Genomic DNA, 18,786 nt, shown 5'->3' on the forward strand with positions numbered 1-18,786 from the left:
CGGCCGTACGAGGGCCGGTCGGCCCGACACTTCGTCGGGTCGACCGGCCCTTCGCCGTCCCGGCCCTTCGCCGTCCTGGGCGTGCCCGGGCCCGGGCCGGGGGGCTACGGCAGCTCCTGCTCGGCCCAGATGGTCTTGCCGTTGCGGGTGTAGCGGCTGCCCCAGCGGCTGGTGAGCTGGGCGACCAGGTACAGGCCCCGGCCGCCCTCGTCGGTGAGCCGGGCCCGGCGCATCCGCGGCTGGGTGGCGCTGGGGTCGGAGACCTCGCAGGTCAGCCGCTCCGCCAGGATCAGCCGCACCTCGACCGGGCCGCCGGCGTAGCGGATGGCGTTGGTGACCAGCTCGCTCAGCACCAGCTCGGTGGTGAAGACGAGCTCCTCCAGGCCCCAGTCGCGCAGCCGCGCCGTCGCACTCCCGCGGACCCGGGCGACGGCCGCCGGGTCGGCCTCCACCGACCAGGTGGCGGTGGCGTCGGTCGGCACCGCCCGGGTGCGGGCGAGCAGCAGGGTGACGTCGTCGGCCAGCCGGTGCGCCGGCTGACCGTCGACGATGGCGCGGCCGAGCTCCCGCAGCGGTGCGGCGGCGGCGCCGGGGCGGGACATCCGGCTGCGCAGTTCGGCCAGCCCCTCGTCGAGGTCGCCCCCGTACCCCACGATCAGCCCGTCGGTGTAGAGCGCCAGTACGCTGCCCGGCGCCAGCTCGACCTCCGCCACCTCGAACGGCAGACCGCTGACGCCCAGCGGCGGGCCTGGGCGCACCGGCACGTACTCGACGGTGCCGTCCGGCGCCGCGACGGCGGGCGGCGGGTGTCCGGCGGAGGCCATCGCGCACCGCCGCGAGACCGGGTCGTAGACGGCGTAGACGCAGGTGGCGCCGAACGGGCCGGTCCGCTGACCGGCGGCCCACTCGCCGTCCTCCTCCGGCCTCTCGCCCTCGATCAGCAACTGGCAGACCAGGTCGTCGAGATGGACCAGCAGCTCGTCGGGTTCCAGGTCGAGGTCGGCGAGGGTCCGGACGGCGGTGCGCAGCCGGCCCATGGTGGCGCTGGCCTCCAGTCCGTGACCGACCACGTCCCCGGCGACCAGCGCGACCCGGGCCGAGGAGAGCGGGATGACGTCGAACCAGTCGCCGCCGACGCCGCTGGCGGTGTCCGTGGGCAGGTAGACGCTGGCGGTGGTCACGGCGGCGGTCTCGAAGTGCGCGGGCGGCAGCAGGCTGCGCTGGAGGCTGACGGCGGCGCGGTGCTCGCGGGTGTAGCGGCGGGCGTTGTCCAGCGCGAGGGCGGTGCGGGCGGCGATCTCACGCAGCAGGTCCAGATCGGCCGGTTCGTAGGCGAGGCGGCCGGCGGCGCGGTGGACGGTCACCCGGCCGAGGAGGCTGCCCCGGGCGCGCAGCGGCGCGGTCATCGTGCCGGCCGTGCTCGGGGAGGCGTCCGCGGTGGTCAGGGTAGGAGGGCCGGCGGGGGCGGTCGGTGAGCCCTCGGTGTCGAACTCCACGGCAGTCGTCTCCGCCACCCGGTCCAGCCCCGCGTCCTCCAGCAGGTCCGCGTCCCCGGTGACGGCGGTCCGGCGGAGCAGCAGCCGGCCGTCCCGGCCCGGCGCCGGCTCCTCGCCGGTGAACACCGCCTCGGCGATCTCGACCACAGCCAGGTCGGCCAGCCCGGGCGCCAGGACGGCGGCGAGGTCCCCGGCGGTGCCGGTGACCGAGAGCGATCCGCCGACCGCCGCCGTCGCGCGGTGCAGCACGGCGAGCCGCTCGCCGGAGCGGTGGAGCGCGGTGACGTCGGTGAACAGCGCCGTCACCCCGATCACCTGACCGTCGGCGGCCTGCAGCCGGAAAGCCGAGATCGCCATCGCCGCGCCGCCGCCCGGCTCCTCGATCGTCCGCACCAGCTCCCCGGAGATCACCAGCGGCCGGCCCGTCCGCAGCACCTCGTGCAGTTGCGTCTCGACCGCCTCGGCGCCCGCGGGCTCCAGGAAGTCCCCGAGGCGCCGTCCGGTCAGGTCCGGCGGGAGGCCGGAGTAGGGGAGCAGGTGGGTGTTGGTCCTGACCAGTCGCAACTGGGTGTCGAACACGGCGAGGCCCACCCGGTCCTGGAGGAACAGCTCCCGGGTGAACGCCTGGTCCTGCCGCCACTGGGTGACGAGTTCGGCGGGGGCGCCGAGCACGAAGTACCGGGCCGCGCCCGAGGGCTTCCGGCCGTCGCTGTCCTCCAGCGGGAGCACCTGGAAGACGATCCCCAGCTCCTCGCCCCGGCCGGAGCGCACCAGCGCGGTGCCGGACCAGGTGTCGGAGGACTGCTCCGGGGACTGCGTCGCCGCCGGCTCGGCGGAGGCCGCCCGCTCCGCTGCCGCCCGCTCCGCTGCCGCCGCGCGCTCGGCCCGGCGTTCGGCCAGCAGGGCGGTCCAGGTGGCCGGGTCGGCCAGCAGCTCACGGACCGGGCGGCCGCAGACCTCGGAGGCGGGCAGGGACAGCAGCCGCTCGGCCTCCCGGGTCCAGCGGACGATCCTGCCGTCCGCGTCCAGCAGGGCACCGGCCGCGCTGTCGACGAAGGGGGGTCGTCGGCTGTCCATGGTGCGCACCTCGGATGTGTCGTGCGGTCTCGGCCGTCTGCGGTTCGTCCGTCCGTCCGATGGTCACCCTCCCTCCGGCCGTCGGGCCGCATGCCGCCGCAGGCCGCCATCCGGGTGATGTGCTGCCCCGCCGTCGCCGGGCCGCCGGGTCACCGCCCGCCGGGCAGGGGCGGCGGCAGAGCCGGCGTCCGCCGGGGGGACCGGGTGCCGGGCGCGGCCCACCGGTGACCGGGGGCCGAGGGGGAGGAGGTCCACCGTGCTCATCCGGTCGCTCCTCTCCTCCGGCCGCGAGCGCGCCGGTCCGTACTCCCCGCTGCCTGGCCCGGGGCTTCTCCATCATCCCTCCGGCGCGCGTCGCCGCCAGTCACGGCGGGCTACCGGCGGCGGCCGGGCCGGGGCCTGTGCGGGGCCCGGGCCGGGGTGTCCCGTCAGGCGTTGCCGGGGTGTCCCACGGGCTCGGGGTGCGGTCGGTGCGCCGGGCCGGGGCCCGTCCCGGCCCGCGCCCGTCCGATCGAGGACCGCCGGGCGCCCGGCATCCGCCGCGCGGACATCGCGCGGACATCGCGCGAGGCCCGGGCCGTCACCGACCGGACACACGAAGGGGCCCGCTGGGCCGAACCGGCGAGTAACACTACGCTGAGCCGCCTCGATCCCGAGCCGTCGTGCCGGCCACCGCGAGCGGCCGGCCCGGGCCCCGACCACGCAGGAGGCACCATGACGATCCCGACCCGGGCACCGGCACCGGCACCGGCACCGGCACCGGCACCGGCCCCGATCCCGGTCCAGGTCCGTGCCCAGGCCGCCGCCGTCCGCGCGGCCTTCGCGCTGCCGCGGCCGCTGCGCCGGCTGATCGCCGGCGCGCCCGTCCGACGGGACGGCCAGCGGCTGGCCCTCGACGCCCAACTGCTGCTGAGCCTCCAGCGGATCTCCGGGAACCACCTGGTCAGGCCCGCCGGAGTGGCCGCGTCGCGGGTCGGGCTGGACCACGGCCGCCACCTGGTGAGCGGCCCGGTGATCGAGCCGGTGGCCACCCGCGAGATCCGGATCCCGGTCGAGTACGGCGAACTGCCGGCCACCCTGTACACGCCGGACGGCCTGGCCGCCCCGTCCGGGCTGCTGGTCTTCTTCCACGGCGGCGGCTGGGTACTCGGCACCCGGACCAGCCACGACAACACCGCGCGCTTCCTTGCCCGACACGCGGGTGTCCGGGTGCTCTCGGTCGAGTACCGGCTGGCCCCGGAGCACGTCTTCCCGGCTGCCGTGGACGACGCGCTGGCCGCCTTCGACCACGCCCACGCCGAGGCCGCCGACCTCGGCGTGGACCCGGACCGGATCGCGGTCGGCGGCGACAGCGCCGGCGGCAACCTGGCGGCCGTCACCGCCCAGCTGGCGGTCCGGCGCGGCGGGCCCGCGCCCGCGTTCCAGCTGCTCTTCTACCCGGCCGTCGACGCCTCCCGGCGCCGGCCGTCCCGGGAGCTGTTCGCCGACGGGTTCCTCCTCACCAGCGCGCACATGGACTGGTTCGCCGACCACTACGCACCCGAGGGCGTGGACCGCTCGGACCCCCGGCTCTCCCCGCTGCTCACCCCCGACCTGACCGGCCTGCCGCCCGCGTACATCGCCACCGCGGGCTTCGACCCGCTGCGCGACGAGGGGGAGGCGTACGCCGAGCGGCTGCGCGAGGCGGGCGTGGTGGTCGCGCTCAGCCGCCAGCCCGACCTGATCCACGGCTACATCAACTACCTGGGGATAGGCCGGCGGTTCCGCGAGGCCACGGCGGAGGCCGCCGGGGCACTCCGGCTGGCGCTCAGCCCGAACGCGTGAAACCCCCGGCAGCGTGACGGGCCGCGATGCCTGAGGGACCGCAACGCCTGAGGGACCGCAACGCCTGACGGCCCGCAACGCCCGAGGGGATGCGACGCCTGACGGGCCGCCATGCTGACGCGCCGCCCGGGTTCCGCCGGAGGCCGGTGCGCGAGGGCTTCTCGCGCCCGGCCTCTTATTGTACTCTCCGTCTAATAAGCGAGGCGGGCGGGAACCCCGCGCAGGGCACGCACCTGGAGGCAGCCATGGCTCACCCCGGCACGGCAGCAGGGATCCACGCTCACACCTCGGCCGACGACGACGTCTCGAAGCGACTGCTCGACTCGGCCGCGACCCTCTCCTACGACCCGGCGACCGAGATCGACTGGGACGCGCCGCTCCCCGAGGACGGCTACGGGCTCAACCCCGAGTGGAGCACGCTCTACGGCACCCGGCTGTGGGACGAGATGACCGAGCGGCAGCGGGTCACCCTCACCCGGCACGAGGTCTGCTCGATCATGACCACCGGCATCTGGTTCGAGATGATCCTGCAGCAGATGGTGCTGCGCGACCAGTACCTGAAGAACCCGGCCAGCGCGGAGTTCCGCTTCGCCCTCACCGAGATAGCCGACGAGTGCCGGCACTCGATCATGTTCGCGCGCGCCTGCGAGAAGATGGGCGTCCCGCAGTACCGGCCGGCCGCGGTGATCGCCCAGGCCGGCCGCCTCTTCAAGGCCACCGCCAAGGGTGAACTCGCCTACGGCGGGATCCTGGTGGCCGAAGAGGTGCTCGACGTCATGCAGCGCGACTGGATGCGCGGCGAGAACGTCCTGGACATCGTCCGCGGGACGTCCCGGATCCATGTCGTCGAGGAATCGCGGCACATGAAGTTCGCCCGCCAGGAGATCCGCGAGCGGCTGCGCGGCGCCGGCCGCGCCCGTCGGCGGGCCGCCGGGACCGGCATCGCGGTGGCGGCCTACGTCATCGTCAGCAGCATGGTCCACCGGGGCGTGTACCGGGCCGCCGGGCTGGACACCGAGCGGGCGCTGGCCGAGGTGCGGGCCAACCAGCACCGCAAGGCGATGATGCGCACCAGCTCCAGCCACCTGATGGCCTTCCTCGGCGAGGCCGGGCTGCTCAACAGCTCCGCGGCCGCGGTCTACCGCCGCGTCGACATGCTCTGACCCGAGCCGACCCGAGCCGACGCGACCGCGACGCCGCCCCGTCCCGACCCCGTCCCGACCCCGACCCGACCTCGATCCGTCCCGACCCCGAGAGCCGGCCGACGCCCGCGCCGACCGGCTCGACGCCTGCGCCCGACCCGACCCGGCGTGACCCGACCGCCCCCCCACGCAGCGAGGACCCCACCCGGCCATGGCCTACGCGATCACCCAGACCTGCTGCAACGACGCCTCGTGCGTGTCCGTCTGCCCGGTCAACTGCATCCACCCCACCCCGGACGAGCCGGAGTTCGGCCGTACCGACATGCTCTTCATCGACCCGGTCGCCTGCATCGACTGCGGCGCCTGCGCGGACGCCTGCCCGGTCGACGCCGTCTACCCCGTCGACCGGCTCGCCGGCCCCGACACCGTCTTCGGGGAGCTCAACCGCGACTACTACCGGGACCACCCGGCCGACCACAGCTGGGGAGCGCCGACCTTCCCCCGGAGCCTGCCGGACGACCTCGGGCCGCTGCGGATAGCGATCGTCGGCACCGGCCCGTCCGCGAGCTACACCGCCCAGTCGCTGCTGCGCACCACCGGCGCGGAGATCACCATGATCGACCGGCTGCCGGTCGCCGGCGGCCTGCTGCGGCACGGCGTCGCCCCCGACCACCAGTCGACCAAGCGGATCGCCGAGAGCTTCGCGAGCGTGTTCCACCACCCCCGGCTGCGGGTCCACCTCAACGTCGAGATCGGCAAGGACCTCAGCCACGCCGAACTGGCCGCCCACCACCACGCGGTCGTGTACGCGGTCGGCGCCGCCACCGACCGCCGGCTCGGCCTGCCCGGCGAGGACCTCCCCGGCAGCCTGCCCGCCACCACCTTCGTCGGCTGGTACAACGCCGACCCGACCGTCCCGGCCGAGGCCGTCGACCTCTCCGCCGAGCGGGCGGTCGTCGTCGGCAACGGCAACGTCGCCGTGGACGTCGCCCGGATCCTGCTGCTCGACCCGGACCGGCTCGCCGCGACCGACATCGCCGACCACGCCCTCGCCGCCCTGCGGGACAGCCGGGTGCGGGAAGTGGTGCTGCTCGCCCGCCGGGGGCCCGAGCAGGCGGCCTGGACGCGGTCCGAGTTCCTCGCGCTCCAGCACCTGCCCGGCGTCGAACTCGTCGTCGAGGACCACCCCGAGGTCCGCGCCGCGATCGCCGCCGCGCCGGAGGGCTCCAAGGCCGCGCTGCTCGCCGGGCTGCCGCTGGAGCACGTCGACGGCGGCGAGCCGCCGCGCCCCGGCCGCCGGATCGTGCTGCGCTTCTTCGCCGCGCCCACCGAACTCCTGGGCACGGGGCGCGTCGAGGGCGTCCGGCTCGGCGGGACGGCGCTCGTGGCCGGCCCCGACGGTCCGCGTGCCGAACCCACCGGCGAGCACGGCACCCTCCGGGCCGGGCTGGTGGTGCGGTCCATCGGCTACCGGGGCGTCCCCGTGCCCGGTCTGCCCTTCGACGCCGCCGCCGCGGCCGTGCCGCACCGGGGCGGCCGCGTGATCGACCCGGAGACCGGCCGGCCGCTGCCCGGCACCTATGTCGTGGGCTGGGCCAAGCGCGGCCCGTCCGGCGGGATCGGGGCCAACCGGGCCTGCGCGCAGGAGACCGTGGACGCCCTGCTGGACGATGCCGCGGCCGGTGCGCTGCCCGATTCGTCCGGCACCCGACGGGAGTTGGCCCGGCTGGTCCGCAGCCGGCGGCCGGACGCCCTCGGGCTGAAGCAGCTGCGGGCCATCGACCGCGCCGAACGCGCTCTCGGTGAGGCCGCCGGCCGCCCCCGGGTCAAGTTCGCCACCCTCCCCGCCCTCCTGGCGGCCGGCCGCCGCTGACCCCCGGGCCCGCCCCCGCGCCCGCCCGGGCCCCGGCCGGTCGTCGCCCGGTCCCGCGCGAGGGCGCCCGGCCGCGCGCGGGTTCGCTGTCCCGGCCGCAGCTGGCGCGGGTTGGCGTAGCAAGCCGGTGGTGAGGCGCCCGGCCCGGGAGCCGCCGGCCCGCCGACGGGTCCGCACCGGGCGGGACCGGCCTGCCCGGTGCGCGTCCGCTGATCGGCCTCAACGCCCCAGGACGGCGCCGCCGTTGACCCCGATGACCTGGCCGGTGACGTAGCCGGCCGCCGGGGAGGCCAGGTAGGCGACGGCCGCCGCCACGTCCTCCGGGGTGCCGGCCCGGCCGACCAGGGTGGCGGCGATCTTGTCGGCGTGGAACTCCGGCGTCCAGCCGCTGCCGAAGATCTCGGTGGACTCGACGTAGCCGGGGGCGAGCATGTTGACGGTGATGCCCTCCGGGCCGAACTGCCGGGCGAGGCCGAAGCCCCAGCCGTGCAGGGCGGCCTTGGCGGCGGCGTAGGAGCCGGCCGAGTGCGGGCCGGCCCCGCCGCGCTGGGCGGCGGCGGAGCTGATCAGGATCACCCGGCCGCCCGGTCGGCGCAGTCGGTCGGCGAGCGCGCCGGTGAGCAGGACGGCGGACAGGAGGTTGGTGTCCAGGTCCCGCCGCCAGGCCTCGGCCAGGGCTTCGAGGGAGGCGTCGGCGGGCGGGGTGATCACCGCGCCCGCGTTGTTGACCAGCACGTCCACCGGTCCGAGTGCCGCGATCGCCTCGGCCGCCGCCGCGACCTCGGCGGCCACCGTGAGGTCGGCCGCGACCGGCACCACGTCGCCCCCGATCTCCGCGGCGGCCTTCGCCAGCACCTCGGCCCGTCGTCCGACGATCGCCACCCGGTAGCCGCGTCCGGCGAGTTCGGCGGCGACCGCCCGGCCGATCCCCGTCCCGCCGCCCGACACCACCGCGGTCCGTCGCTGCTCCATCGTGTGCGCCCCCTGCTCCTGCGTCGATCGACGACCCCGGCCCGGAGCCTACCGAACGGTAACTTCCCGGCGGGTCCGAACGGCCGGCTCACGCGCCCGATCGGGCCGGCCTGCCGGCCCCGCCCGGGTGGAGCGGCTTGCCGTACACCGTCGAGCCGAGCCGGACGGTCATCCCCACCCGCTGGTACAGCGCGAGCGCGCCGGTCTCCGAGTGCGTCCACAGCGTGCAGGCCCGCCGGCCGCGCCGGTGGAACGCGGCGAACGCCTCCCGCAACAGCGCCCGGGCGACGCCCCGGCCGCGGTGGTCCCGCCGGACCGCGACCCGCTCGATGTAGCCCTCGCCGGTGTCCGGCAGGTCCAGCGACAGCACCGCGCCGACCATCTCCCCGGCCGCGAACGCGACCGGTGAGAGCGCGGGCGCGAAGGTGTCCCGCTCGACGGTGTGCCGCGCCCACTCCTCGTAGGGCTTGCGCCGCACCTGCCACTCGTCGAACGCGTCCTCGGTGAGCCGGTACGCGGCCCGCTCGTCGCCGGCGCGGAACGGCCGGACGGTGATCCCGTCCGGTGGTACGGGCGCCGCCGGCCCGGCGGGCAGCGCGATCTCCAGCAGCCACTGCGTGACGAACGGCCCGTACCCGCGCGAACGCAGCAGCGCGTCGGCGGCGCGGTCGCCGTCCCGGACGGTCTGCGAGAGCCGCTCGCTGCCCAGCTCCCGGGCCCGCGCCTCGACCCAGTCGAGCAGTGCGCCGCCCAACCCCTGGCCCCGGTGCGCCGGGTGGACGTCCACCTTGCTCCGCCGGCCGCCGTGCACCCAGGCCCGGGCGACCACGGGGCCCGCCGCGTCCAGCACCAGCAGCGTGTCGCGGGCCGGGTCCAGACCGGGCAGGGCCAGGTCGGCGGTCACGCCGTCGACCGCGTTCTCGGCCCCGCCGCCGGCGCCGCCGGGCAGCTCGCGTTCGCGGGCGGCGACCAGCCGGTGGATCGCCGGTGCGTCGGCCGGGGTGGCGGCCCGGCTCCGGTAGTGGGCCGGGAGGGACGGCAGCGGAAGTCGGGGCATGCCGCGACTCTGCGCCATCGGCGGCCGCCCTGTCGACCGGATCGGGCGAGCCGACCCGGCCGGACGGGGCCCGGGGCCGCCTCCGGCACGATCGGGTGCGGAGGCGGCCCACTGGCCCGAGGCCGGTCGTCACCCTACGGACGGGGCATCGACCGCGTCGTTCGACCGGCCACGATCCCCGGCGGCGTGCGCCGCCGTCGATGCCCATCCCACACCATGAAGTGCGGTTGAGGTCAAGGCCGTACGGCGCGAGAAGTCGGCCGGTCCGACTTCCCGGGCGGCCGCGGTCACGGTGGCAGAACGGCCGCGGCGACAACACGGCTGCGCGGCCGCGGTCGCCGGGGGAAGGCCCGGCACCCGCGCCGCCACCGCCCCCGGCGCCCGCCGCACGGGGACCGCCCCCGACGGGTGTGCGGACCTGTCGGGGGCGGAGTCTCGGGGGCCTGCGGTGGGTCAGGCGGCGACCGGGTGGGCCGGGTCGTACGCCTCGCGCACCCGGGCCTGGGCCGCCGGCCCGGCCGCGAGGTGGTCGAGGCCGAGCAGCGCGGCGCCGAGCACCGGCGGCGCCACGACGACCCGCGGCTCGGCCAGCGGCGCCGCCGCGGCCAGGCGCGCCGTCAGGTTGTCGAGCAGCAGCGGCTGCCGGGAGGAGAGCACCCCGCCGCCGAGCACCAGCGGGGTGGGCTCGTCCAGCAGGTCCAGGCGGCGCAGCGCGACGACGGCGAGCCGGGTGATCTCGTCGGCCTGCCGGTCGATCAGCTCCAGGGCGACCGGGTCGCCGGTCTCCGCCACCGCGAACAGCACCCGGACGATCTCGTGCAGCCGCCCGAAGGGCAGGTGCCCGAGGTGGATCGCCTCGGCGACGGCGCCGGTGTCCGGCAGGCCGAAGTGCTCGGCGATGGCGCGGGCGAGCCCGGTCGGGCCGCCGCGGCCGTCCTCGGCGCGGACGGCGTGCCACATGCTGCTGACGGCGAGGCCGCTGCCGCCGCCCCAGTCGCCGGTCAGCTCGCCGAGGGCGGGGAACCGGGCGGTGCGGCCGTCGGGCAGCAGGCCGACGCAGTTGATGCCGGCCCCGCAGACGACGGCCACGCCGCGCGGGCCGTCGGTGCCGGCCCGCAGCAGGCCGAAGGTGTCGTTGACGACGGTGTTGCTGAGGCCCCAGGGGTGCGATTCCAGGGCGGTGCGCAGGGCGGCCTCCTCCACCGGGAGGTCGGCGTTGGCGAGGCAGGCGCTGACGTGGGTGGTCAGCACACCGCTGCGGAAGGTCAGCCCGGCAGCGGTGGCCGCCTCCTCGACCAGCGGCGCGAGGCCGGCGACGGCCGCCGCGCCACCGATCTTCTGCGGTGCGAAGCCGCCGCCCCGGGCGGCGCCGAGCACGGTGCCGTCGGCGCCGATCAGGGCGACGTCGGTCTTGGAGTTGCCCGCGTCGATGGCGAGAACGCCGGGCAGTAGTGGTTCGGGCTGGTGGGTCATGAGGTCCCCGCGGCTCGTACGTGGCCCGGCCGTTGTCCCCGGCCGGGGGTGGTCGGTCTCCTCGCGGCCCGGCGGGCCGTCGCCGCGGTCGGCGGCGACGGCGGCCGGGGGCGCGGGCCGGACGGAACGGGCACGTTAGGCCCAGGCGAGGTGCTCGCGGTTGTGGGCGAGCAGCCGGTCCGTCAGCTGGTCGGCGAGTTCGATCTGGCCGACCAGCGGGTGGGCGAGCAGGGCGTCGAAGACCCGGTCGCGGCCGCCGTGCAGGGCGGCGTCGAGGGCGAGCCGCTCGTACGAGGTCACCGCGGCGATGAGGCCGGCGTACAGCGGCTCGACGGGGCGCTGCGGCAGCGGGCGCACGCCGGCGGCGTCCACCTCGGCGGGCACCTCGATCACGGCGTCGTCGGGCAGGAACGGCAGCACGCCGTCGTTGCGGGCGTTCACCACCTGCACGGACGTCCTGCCGCCGGTGCCCAGCAGGGCGGCGATCAGCTGGACGGCGGCCTCGGAGTAGAACGCGCCGCCGCGCTGCCCGAGCAGCTCCGGCTTGGTGTCCAGGGCCGGGTCGGCGTACATCTCCAGCAGCTGCCGCTCGATCTCGGCGACCTCGGCGGCCCGAGAGCCCTTGACCTTCAGCTCCTCCACGACCAGGTCGTGCTGGTAGAAGTACCGCAGGTAGTAGGAGGGCACCACGCCGAGGCGCTCGACGACGCGCCGCGGCAGCCGGATGTCGTCCGCGATCTCCTTGCCGAAGCCGGTGAGCAGCTCCGGCAGCACCTCGCGCCCGGTGGTCGCGCCCGGGGCGTCGAGCAGGGTGACGCCGCGCTCCCAGGTGAGGTGGTTGAGGCCGACGTGGTCGAGGCGGATCAGTTCGGGGTCGACGCCGAGGTGCCCGGCGAACCGCCGCTGGAAGCCGATCGCGACGTTGCACAGGCCGACGGCCTTGTGCCCGGCGCGCTGCAGCGCCCGGGTGACGATGCCGACCGGGTTGGTGAAGTCGATGATCCACGCGTCGGGGTTGGTCCGGCGGACCTTCTCGGCGATGTCCAGCACCACCGGCACCGTGCGCAGGGCCTTGGCCAGGCCGCCCGCCCCGGTGGTCTCCTGGCCGACGCAGCCGCACTCCAGCGGCCAGGTCTCGTCCTGGTTGCGGGCCGCCTGCCCGCCGACCCGCAGCTGCAGCAGCACCGCGTCGGCGTCGGCGACGCCCGCCTCGACGTCGGTCGTCGTGGTGACCACGGCGCCGTGCCCCTGCTTGGCGAAGATCCGCCGGGCCAGCCCGCCGATCAGCTCCAGCCGGTCGGCGGCCGGGTCGATCAGGACGAGTTCGGCGATCGGCAAGGTGTCGCGCAGCCGGGCGAAACCGTCGATGAGTTCGGGGGTGTACGTCGAACCGCCACCCACGATGGCCAACTTCAGTGCGGACATCAGCCCTTGACCCCTGTCAGTGTCACGCCTTCGATGAAGGCCTTCTGTGCGAAGAAGAAGAGGACGATCACCGGCGCCATCACCAGCAGGGTGGCGGCCATGGTGAGGTTCCAGTTGGTGTGGTGGGCGCCCTTGAACGACTCCAGGCCGTAGGAGAGGGTCCAGGCGCCTGGCTTGTTGCTGGCGTAGATCTGCGGGCCGAAGTAGTCGTTCCAGCAGTAGAAGAACTGGAACAGGGCGACGGCGGCGATGGCCGGCTTGGCCATCGGCAGCACGACCTTGAGCAGGGTGCGCAGGTCGCCGCAGCCGTCGATCCGGGCCGCCTCGATGTACTCCTTGGGGATGGTCATCAGGAACTGCCGCAGCAGGAAGATGGAGAAGGCGTCCCCGAAGGCCATCGGGATGATCAGCGGCCAGAGCGAGCCGCTCAGCCCGAGCTCCTTCGCCCAGAACAGGTACATCGGGATGATGGTGACCTGCGGCGGCAGCATCATCATCGAGATGACGGCCATCAGCGCCAGATTGCGGCCCCGGAAGCGGAACTTGGCGAGCGCGTAGGCCACCGGCAGGCTGGAGACGATGGTCAGCGCGGTGCCGAGGCCGGCGTACAGCAGGGTGTTGCGCCACCAGGTGAGGAAGCCGGGCGTGTTCCAGACCTTGGCGTAGTTGCCCCACTCCCAGGAGGTCGGCCAGTAGTCCGTGGTGAGCGCCTGGTTGTCCGTCATGACGGAGGTGAGGAAGGCGAAGACGAACGGCAGCAGGAAGAACAGCGTGGCGGCGATGGCGAGCGAGTGCACGGCCACCCAGTTGAGCAGCGCGCGGCGGCGGGCGGCGCGGGCGGCGGCGGTGGGGGCGCCGCGCCGGGCGGGCCCCTTCGCGGGGGCCTGCGCCGTGAGGGTGGAGCTGAGAGTCATGATCGTGTCCTCACTGGGCCCTAGTCGTCGTTCGACATGAAGCCGGACTTGCGGCGGAGCAGGATCGAGGTGACCGCCATCGAGATGGCGAACAGCACCAGGGCGACGACGCACGCCGCGCCGTAGTTGAAGCGCTGGAAGCCGAGGTTGTAGACCATCTGCGGCAGGGTCCAGGTGGAGCCCTGCGGGTAGCCGGGTTCGAACTGCTGCCCGGAGTTGCCCGCGTTTCCTCCGGCCACCTTCCCGGCGACGATCGCCTGCGTGTAGTACTGCATGGTCTGGATGACGCCGGTGACCACCGCGAACATGATGATCGGCGAGATGTTCGGCAGGGTGACGAACCGGAACCGCTGGAGCGGGCCGGCGCCGTCCAGTTCGGCGGCCTCGTACTGCTCCTTCGGGACGTCCAGCAGGGACGCCATGAAGATGACCATCAGGTCGCCGATCCCCCACATGGCGAGCATGGTGAGCGAGGGCTTGGACCAGGACGGGTCGGAGAACCAGCCGGGCTGCGGCAGTCCGATCTCGCCGAGGAAGTGGTTGACCGGGCCGGTGCCGGGGTTGAGCAGGAAGGCGAAGGCGACGGTCGCGGCCACCGGCGGTGCCAGGTACGGCAGGTAGAACGCGGTGCGGAAGAAGCCGGCGCCGGTCTTGACCTTGGTGATCAGCAGGCCGATGCCGAGGCCGAAGGCCACCCGCAGGCCGACCATGATGAAGACCAGCCAGACGGTGTTGCGCAGGCCCTGCCAGAACGCCGGGAGGTCGTTGAAGACGTAGTCCCAGTTCTGCAGGCCGGTGAAGGCCGGCGAGCCGAAGCCGTTGTACTTGGTGAAGGAGAAGTAGACCGTCGAGATCAGCGGGTACAGGAAGAAGACGCCGAAGCCGATCAGCCAGGGGGAGAGGAAGGCGAGGGTGCGGGCCGCCTCCCGGCGGCGCTTCCGGCGCAGCAGGTGCTGCGTGGAGGGCGCCGCCGGGTCGGTCGATCCGGGGCCCTTGCGGGTGCCGAACGCGAGTGACATGGGAGCTCCGTGGGCCGCTGGCTACTTGGCCTGGGCGATGGCGGCGTCGATCTCCTTGGCGGTGGCCGTCAGGCCGGCCGGGAGGTCCTTCTGCTGACCGGACTCGTAGGCGTAGCCGAGGTTCTGCAGCGACACGATGTACGCGCCGCCGTTGACGCTCGCCGGCGTGGTGCCGGAGTGCTGGTTCTTGGCGATGTCCAGGAAGGTCTTGAAGTTCGCGTCGCTGATCAGCTTCGGCGAGTTGAGCGCGTCGAAGGTGCTCGGCACGTTGTGGATCGCGTTGGCGAAGCTGACCACCGCGTCGGTGTCGGTGGTCAGGAACTTGACCAGCTCCCAGGCGGCGGCCTGCTTCTTGCTGGTGCTGGCGATGCCGACGATGGTGCCGGTCTGGTAGCCGCGGCCGTAGGTGTCGACCTGGTCGTCCGGCACCGGGAACGGCGCGGTGGCCCACTCGAAGTCGGGCTTGTTCTCGGCCAGCGAGGCGGTCCGCCACTCACCGTCGATGGCCATCGCGACCTGGCCGGTGTGGAAGGGGTTCTTGGCGCTGAACTCCTCGCCGAAGGTGGCGCGGAACTTGTCCAGCTTGTCGTAGCCGCCGAGCTTGTCGACCAGGCCCTTCTGCCAGGTCAGCATCGAGGCGATCTTGGGGTCGGTGGCGAGGTTCGACTTGCCGGAGCCGTCGAAGTAGCTGGGGCCCCACTGGCCGAGGAAGTGCTCGGTGGTCGACTCGTAGCCGTGGTACAGCGGCATGAAGCCGAGCTGCTTGTAGCCGTCGCCCTCGGGGACGGTCAGCGCGGCCGCGGCGGCGGCGAACTCGCTGAAGGTCTTCGGCGCGGCGGTGATGCCGGCGGCGGCGAAGGCGGCCTTGTTGTAGTACAGGCCGAAGGCGTCGCCGAGCAGCGGCAGCGAACACTGGTTGCCCTGGTACTGCGTGTAGTTGAGCATCGCGGCCGGGAAGGTCTTGGCCGCGTCGATGTTGTCCTTGGCGAGGAAGGGCTTGAGGTCGGCGAAGGCCTTGGTCGAGCAGAACATGCCGACGTTGTTGGTGGTGAAGGAGGAGACCACGTCGGGGGCCGCGTCGCCGCCGGCCCGCAGTGCCTGGTTGACCTTGTCGTCGGCGATGTTGCCGGTCGTCTTGACGTGGATGTTCGGGTGGGCCTTCTCGAAGGCGGCGATGTTGTCGTTGATCGCCTTCACCTCGGAGTCCTGGCTCCAGCCGTGCCAGAAGCTGATGGTGACGTCCTTGCCGGAGGCGGAGTCGTCGCTGCCGGCGCCGTCGCTGGACCCGGTGCAGGCGGTGGCGAGCAGGGCCAGTACGGCGCTGCCGGTCACGGCGGCGATCGTCCGGCGGCTTCTGCGAGAGGTGGTGGAGTGCACTTCGAGATCCTCCTGGGGGCGCGCGGGCAGGCGTCATTGCCTCTGGTCCCGCGTAAGGGGGTTGGGGAGAGGTGTGCAGGGGGTGTGCAGGGGCTTTGGTGCAGGGCTTCGGTGCGGTGGGAACCGGCGGTGGGCGGTGCGGCGGGGGCCGCGGTGGGGCGGCCTTCAGTGCGTGGAGAAGACCGCCTCGCGAGCGGCTGCCAGGGCGCGTTGCAGTGCGCCGAGCAGGACGGGTGAGCCGGGCAGGGCACTGCTGCGGACCTCCGGCCGGGCGATCGAGATCCGGGCCAGCTCCTCCTCGACGAGGGCGCGCAGCCGCTCGCCGCCCGCGTTCGGCACGCCGCCGGAGACCACCACGAGCTCGGGGTCCACGACGGCGACGATCGCGGCCAGTCCGACGGCGAGCCGGCCGGCCAGCGCGGCGAGGAACTCGTCGCCGGCCCCCGGGGTCGCCAGGGCCTTGGCGAGCGACTCCTCCGCGCTGGGCGCGCCGAGCCCGTACTCCCGGGCCAGGGCCCGGACGGCGGGTGCGCCGGCCAGCTCCTGGAACCCGCCGGAGTTGCGGCGGCGGACGTCCCGCACCACCGGCGAGCCGGGGACGGGCATGTAGCCGACCTCCCCGGCGCCCCCGGTGAAGCCGCGGTGCAGCCGGCCGGCGATCACGATCGCCGCGCCGATGCCCTCGCCGGCCCAGAGCAGGACGAAGTCCTCGAACCCGCGCGCCGCGCCGGAGGCCTGCTCGGCGACGGCGGCCAGGTTCACGTCGTTCTCGATCGACACTGGTGCGCCGATCGCCTCGGAGAGGTCCTGCACCAGTCGCGGGGAGTGCCAGCCGGGCAGGTGGGAGGCGTAGCGGAGCTTGCCGGTGACGGGGTCGGGCGCGCCGCCGACGCCGATCGCCACCGTACGCAGGGCGCCCTCGGCGAGCCCGGCGGCCCGGACCGTCCCGGCGACGGCCGCGGCGACCCGGGTGACCGTCTCGGCGGCGGTCCAGCCCTTGGTCGGTACGACGTGCTCGGCCAGCGTGACGCCGGTGATGTCGGCGACCGCGATCCGGGCGTGGCTGTTGGTGACGTCCAGGCCGGCGACATGACCGGCGGCCGGGTTCACCTGGTACAGCTGCGCGTTGGGGCCCGGCCCGCCGGCGGTGGTGCCCACCGGCAGGACGAGCCCGGCCGCCTCCAGGCGGGCCAGCAGCTGGGAGGCGGTGGGCTTGGAGAGGCCGGTCAGGGTGCCGATCTGGGTCCGCGAGAGCGGGCCGTTCTCCAGTAGCAGTTCGAGGGCCGCGCGGTCGTTGATGGCGCGCAGCAGGCTGGGGGTGCCGGCGAGGGGGGCCTTGGCGGATGGTCTGCTCACGACGCGGATCCTCCTCTCCTGACACGTCACGGTGATCACCGGGTGGGCTCGAAGCGAACTGTTAGGAAACTTTCCAGTCGCTTGGACAGGACCGTACGGTCCTCGTCAGGAGGGTGTCAATGGTCCCTCCGGCGGTGGATGCCGAAGCGTTACCGGGCAGCGCGAAGCCCCGCTCCCCGATGTCCGGGAGGCGGGGCTTTGCTCCGGTTCGCGCCGCGCTCCGGCGCCGTCGGCGCCCGGGTGCGCGGGTCGCCCGGGCCGGGCGGCGGGGCCGTCGGCGTCCGGGCGGCCCGGGCCGTCAGGGCGCCTTGGAGGCGTCGTCGGCGGGCTTGACGGGAGCCGGTATCGGCGCCGTCGCGAGGTAGCGCGGCGAGGCCGGGTCGGCCAGCGCGGACGGCGGGGCGGTGTCGGCGGACGGTGTCACCGAGGCGGCCGTCAGCACCACCCCGGAGGCCGCCGCCCCGGTGGCCGCGGCGACGCCGGCGGCGGCCGGCGGCTCCTCCTTGACCTTGATCCCGGCCTGGTCGAACGCGGTCTTCAGCCGGTGCCGCAGCGCCCGGGCGACCGACAGCGCCTTGCCCGGGGCGGTGCGCGCCTCGACCCGCAGCACCACCGAGTCCACCGCGACGGACTCCACGCCCAGGATCGAGACCGGCGCCCAGACCAGCTCGTCGAACGGCGCCTCCTTGGCCAGCGTCTCCGCGGTCTCCTGGATCAGCGCCTCGACCCGGGCCAGGTCCTCCTTGTAGCCGACCTGGACGTCCACCGAGGCGGTCGACCAGCCCTGGCTCATGTTGGCGATCCGCTTCACCTCGCCGTTGCGGATGTACCAGATCTCGCCGCCCGCGCCGCGCAGCTTGGTGACCCGCAGGCCGACCTCCAGCACCGTGCCGGTGGCCACCCCGGTGTCGATCTCGTCGCCGACGCCGTACTGGTCCTCCATGATCATGAAGACCCCCGAGAGGAAGTCCGTGACCAGGTTGCGGGCGCCGAAACCGATCGCCACACCGGCCACACCGGCACTCGCCAGCAGCGGCGCCAGGTTCACCCCGAGCGCCGAGAGGACCATCAGCGCGGCCGTGCCCAGGATGCTGAACGACGCGACGCTGCGCAGCACCGAGCCGATCGCCTCGGAGCGCTGCTGCCGGCGCTCGGGGTTGACCACCCCGGTGTTGGCCAGCAGCCCGCCGAGCCGGCCGGGCTCCTCGTCGGCCTCGTTCGGCTTGATCATCCGCGCTATCAACTGGGTGATCAGCTTGCGCACCACGGCCCGCAGCACCAGCGCCAGCACGACGATGAAGACGATCCGCACCCCGCCGGCCAGCCAGTCCTGCCAGTGCGAGTCGAACCAGCCGGCCGCCTGCTTGGTGGTGTCGCTGACCTCCTGCGCGCTGGTCGGGATTCTGAGGTCGAACTGCGGCAGCTGCGGGGCCGTGGGGCTCGGGGACGGGCTCGGCGGCGTGGACGAGAGCGTCGTGGACGCGTCGGCGAGGAGACCGGCGGCACCGGACCTGAACACGTGCGGGGACCTTCCTGCAGGGGGCGTGGCACAGCCCGCCGACGCGGAAGCACACCCGGGGCCTGCGGACCGTCCGCCTTAGCCTATCCGCCGTCCGGCCGCGCCCCGGACACGCCGGGCGGCCGCCACCCGCCCGGCGGGAGCCGCTCCGGGGCGCGTGACCACGGTCCGGACGCCCCGTCAACGCCCCGGCACGCCCCGGGTCGGGCCCCCGGGCGACCCCCGCGCGGCCCCTGAACGGTGCCGGGACGGCCCGGGCGCC

General features: G+C 74.7%; 13 protein-coding genes. 3 read left to right on the forward strand and 10 right to left on the reverse strand.

The annotated features are described in order from the left end of the window. Positions 1–104 precede the first annotated feature (104 nt). Positions 105–2,573: a SpoIIE family protein phosphatase gene (locus ACIF6L_RS22020; protein WP_396489907.1), complete on the reverse strand. Its 2,469-nt coding sequence runs from the start codon at positions 2,571–2,573 to the stop codon at positions 105–107. A gap of 714 nt (positions 2,574–3,287) precedes the next feature. On the opposite strand from ACIF6L_RS22020, the gene ACIF6L_RS22025 reads away from it, so the two are divergent. The 3 genes from ACIF6L_RS22025 (at position 3,288) to ACIF6L_RS22035 (ending at position 7,412) form a co-directional block, all read left to right on the forward strand. Continuing rightward, complete coding sequence (locus ACIF6L_RS22025; protein ID WP_396489909.1) at positions 3,288–4,397, forward strand: alpha/beta hydrolase; 1,110 nt, start codon at positions 3,288–3,290, stop codon at positions 4,395–4,397. Between the two features lie 245 nt (positions 4,398–4,642). Continuing rightward, positions 4,643–5,560, forward strand: a complete 918-nt coding sequence (locus ACIF6L_RS22030) for a diiron oxygenase (protein ID WP_396489911.1) — start codon at positions 4,643–4,645, stop codon at positions 5,558–5,560. Between the two features lie 190 nt (positions 5,561–5,750). Beyond that, on the forward strand, positions 5,751–7,412 hold the full coding sequence (locus tag ACIF6L_RS22035) for an FAD-dependent oxidoreductase (protein ID WP_396489913.1): 1,662 nt from the start codon (positions 5,751–5,753) through the stop codon (positions 7,410–7,412). A gap of 219 nt (positions 7,413–7,631) precedes the next feature. Here the strand turns inward: ACIF6L_RS22035 and ACIF6L_RS22040 are convergent, their stop codons facing one another. The 9 genes from ACIF6L_RS22040 to ACIF6L_RS22080 form a co-directional block, all read right to left on the reverse strand. Beyond that, positions 7,632–8,384: an SDR family NAD(P)-dependent oxidoreductase gene (locus ACIF6L_RS22040; protein WP_396489915.1), complete on the reverse strand. Its 753-nt coding sequence runs from the start codon at positions 8,382–8,384 to the stop codon at positions 7,632–7,634. 88 nt (positions 8,385–8,472) lie between these two features. Then, positions 8,473–9,441: a GNAT family N-acetyltransferase gene (locus ACIF6L_RS22045; RefSeq protein WP_396489917.1), complete on the reverse strand. Its 969-nt coding sequence runs from the start codon at positions 9,439–9,441 to the stop codon at positions 8,473–8,475. 453 nt (positions 9,442–9,894) lie between these two features. Then, a complete protein-coding gene (locus tag ACIF6L_RS22050; protein WP_329489965.1) occupies positions 9,895–10,914 on the reverse strand; it encodes a BadF/BadG/BcrA/BcrD ATPase family protein in 1,020 nt (339 codons plus the stop codon). A 135-nt stretch (positions 10,915–11,049) separates the two neighbouring features. After that, positions 11,050–12,330, reverse strand: coding sequence for a 6-phospho-beta-glucosidase (locus ACIF6L_RS22055; protein ID WP_359834602.1), 1,281 nt, complete (start codon positions 12,328–12,330; stop codon positions 11,050–11,052). An 8-nt stretch (positions 12,331–12,338) separates the two neighbouring features. Then, complete coding sequence (locus ACIF6L_RS22060) at positions 12,339–13,253, reverse strand: carbohydrate ABC transporter permease (protein WP_329489966.1); 915 nt, start codon at positions 13,251–13,253, stop codon at positions 12,339–12,341. 20 nt (positions 13,254–13,273) lie between these two features. Beyond that, the gene (locus ACIF6L_RS22065; RefSeq protein ID WP_396489919.1) at positions 13,274–14,272 is read right to left on the reverse strand and encodes a carbohydrate ABC transporter permease; all 999 of its coding nucleotides are present in this window, start codon (positions 14,270–14,272) and stop codon (positions 13,274–13,276) included. A 21-nt stretch (positions 14,273–14,293) separates the two neighbouring features. Beyond that, complete coding sequence (locus ACIF6L_RS22070) at positions 14,294–15,604, reverse strand: extracellular solute-binding protein (protein WP_396489921.1); 1,311 nt, start codon at positions 15,602–15,604, stop codon at positions 14,294–14,296. 210 nt (positions 15,605–15,814) lie between these two features. Further along, positions 15,815–17,005 (reverse strand): ROK family transcriptional regulator, encoded by a 1,191-nt coding sequence (locus ACIF6L_RS22075; RefSeq protein WP_329489969.1) that lies wholly within the window; start codon positions 17,003–17,005, stop codon positions 15,815–15,817. Positions 17,006–17,303: 298 nt separating this feature from the next. Continuing rightward, the gene (locus ACIF6L_RS22080) at positions 17,304–18,524 is read right to left on the reverse strand and encodes a mechanosensitive ion channel family protein (protein WP_329489970.1); all 1,221 of its coding nucleotides are present in this window, start codon (positions 18,522–18,524) and stop codon (positions 17,304–17,306) included. Positions 18,525–18,786 lie beyond the last annotated feature (262 nt).

It is taken from the genome of Kitasatospora sp. NPDC086009 (genome assembly GCF_044540385.1).
In the GTDB taxonomy this organism is placed as follows: domain Bacteria; phylum Actinomycetota; class Actinomycetes; order Streptomycetales; family Streptomycetaceae; genus Kitasatospora.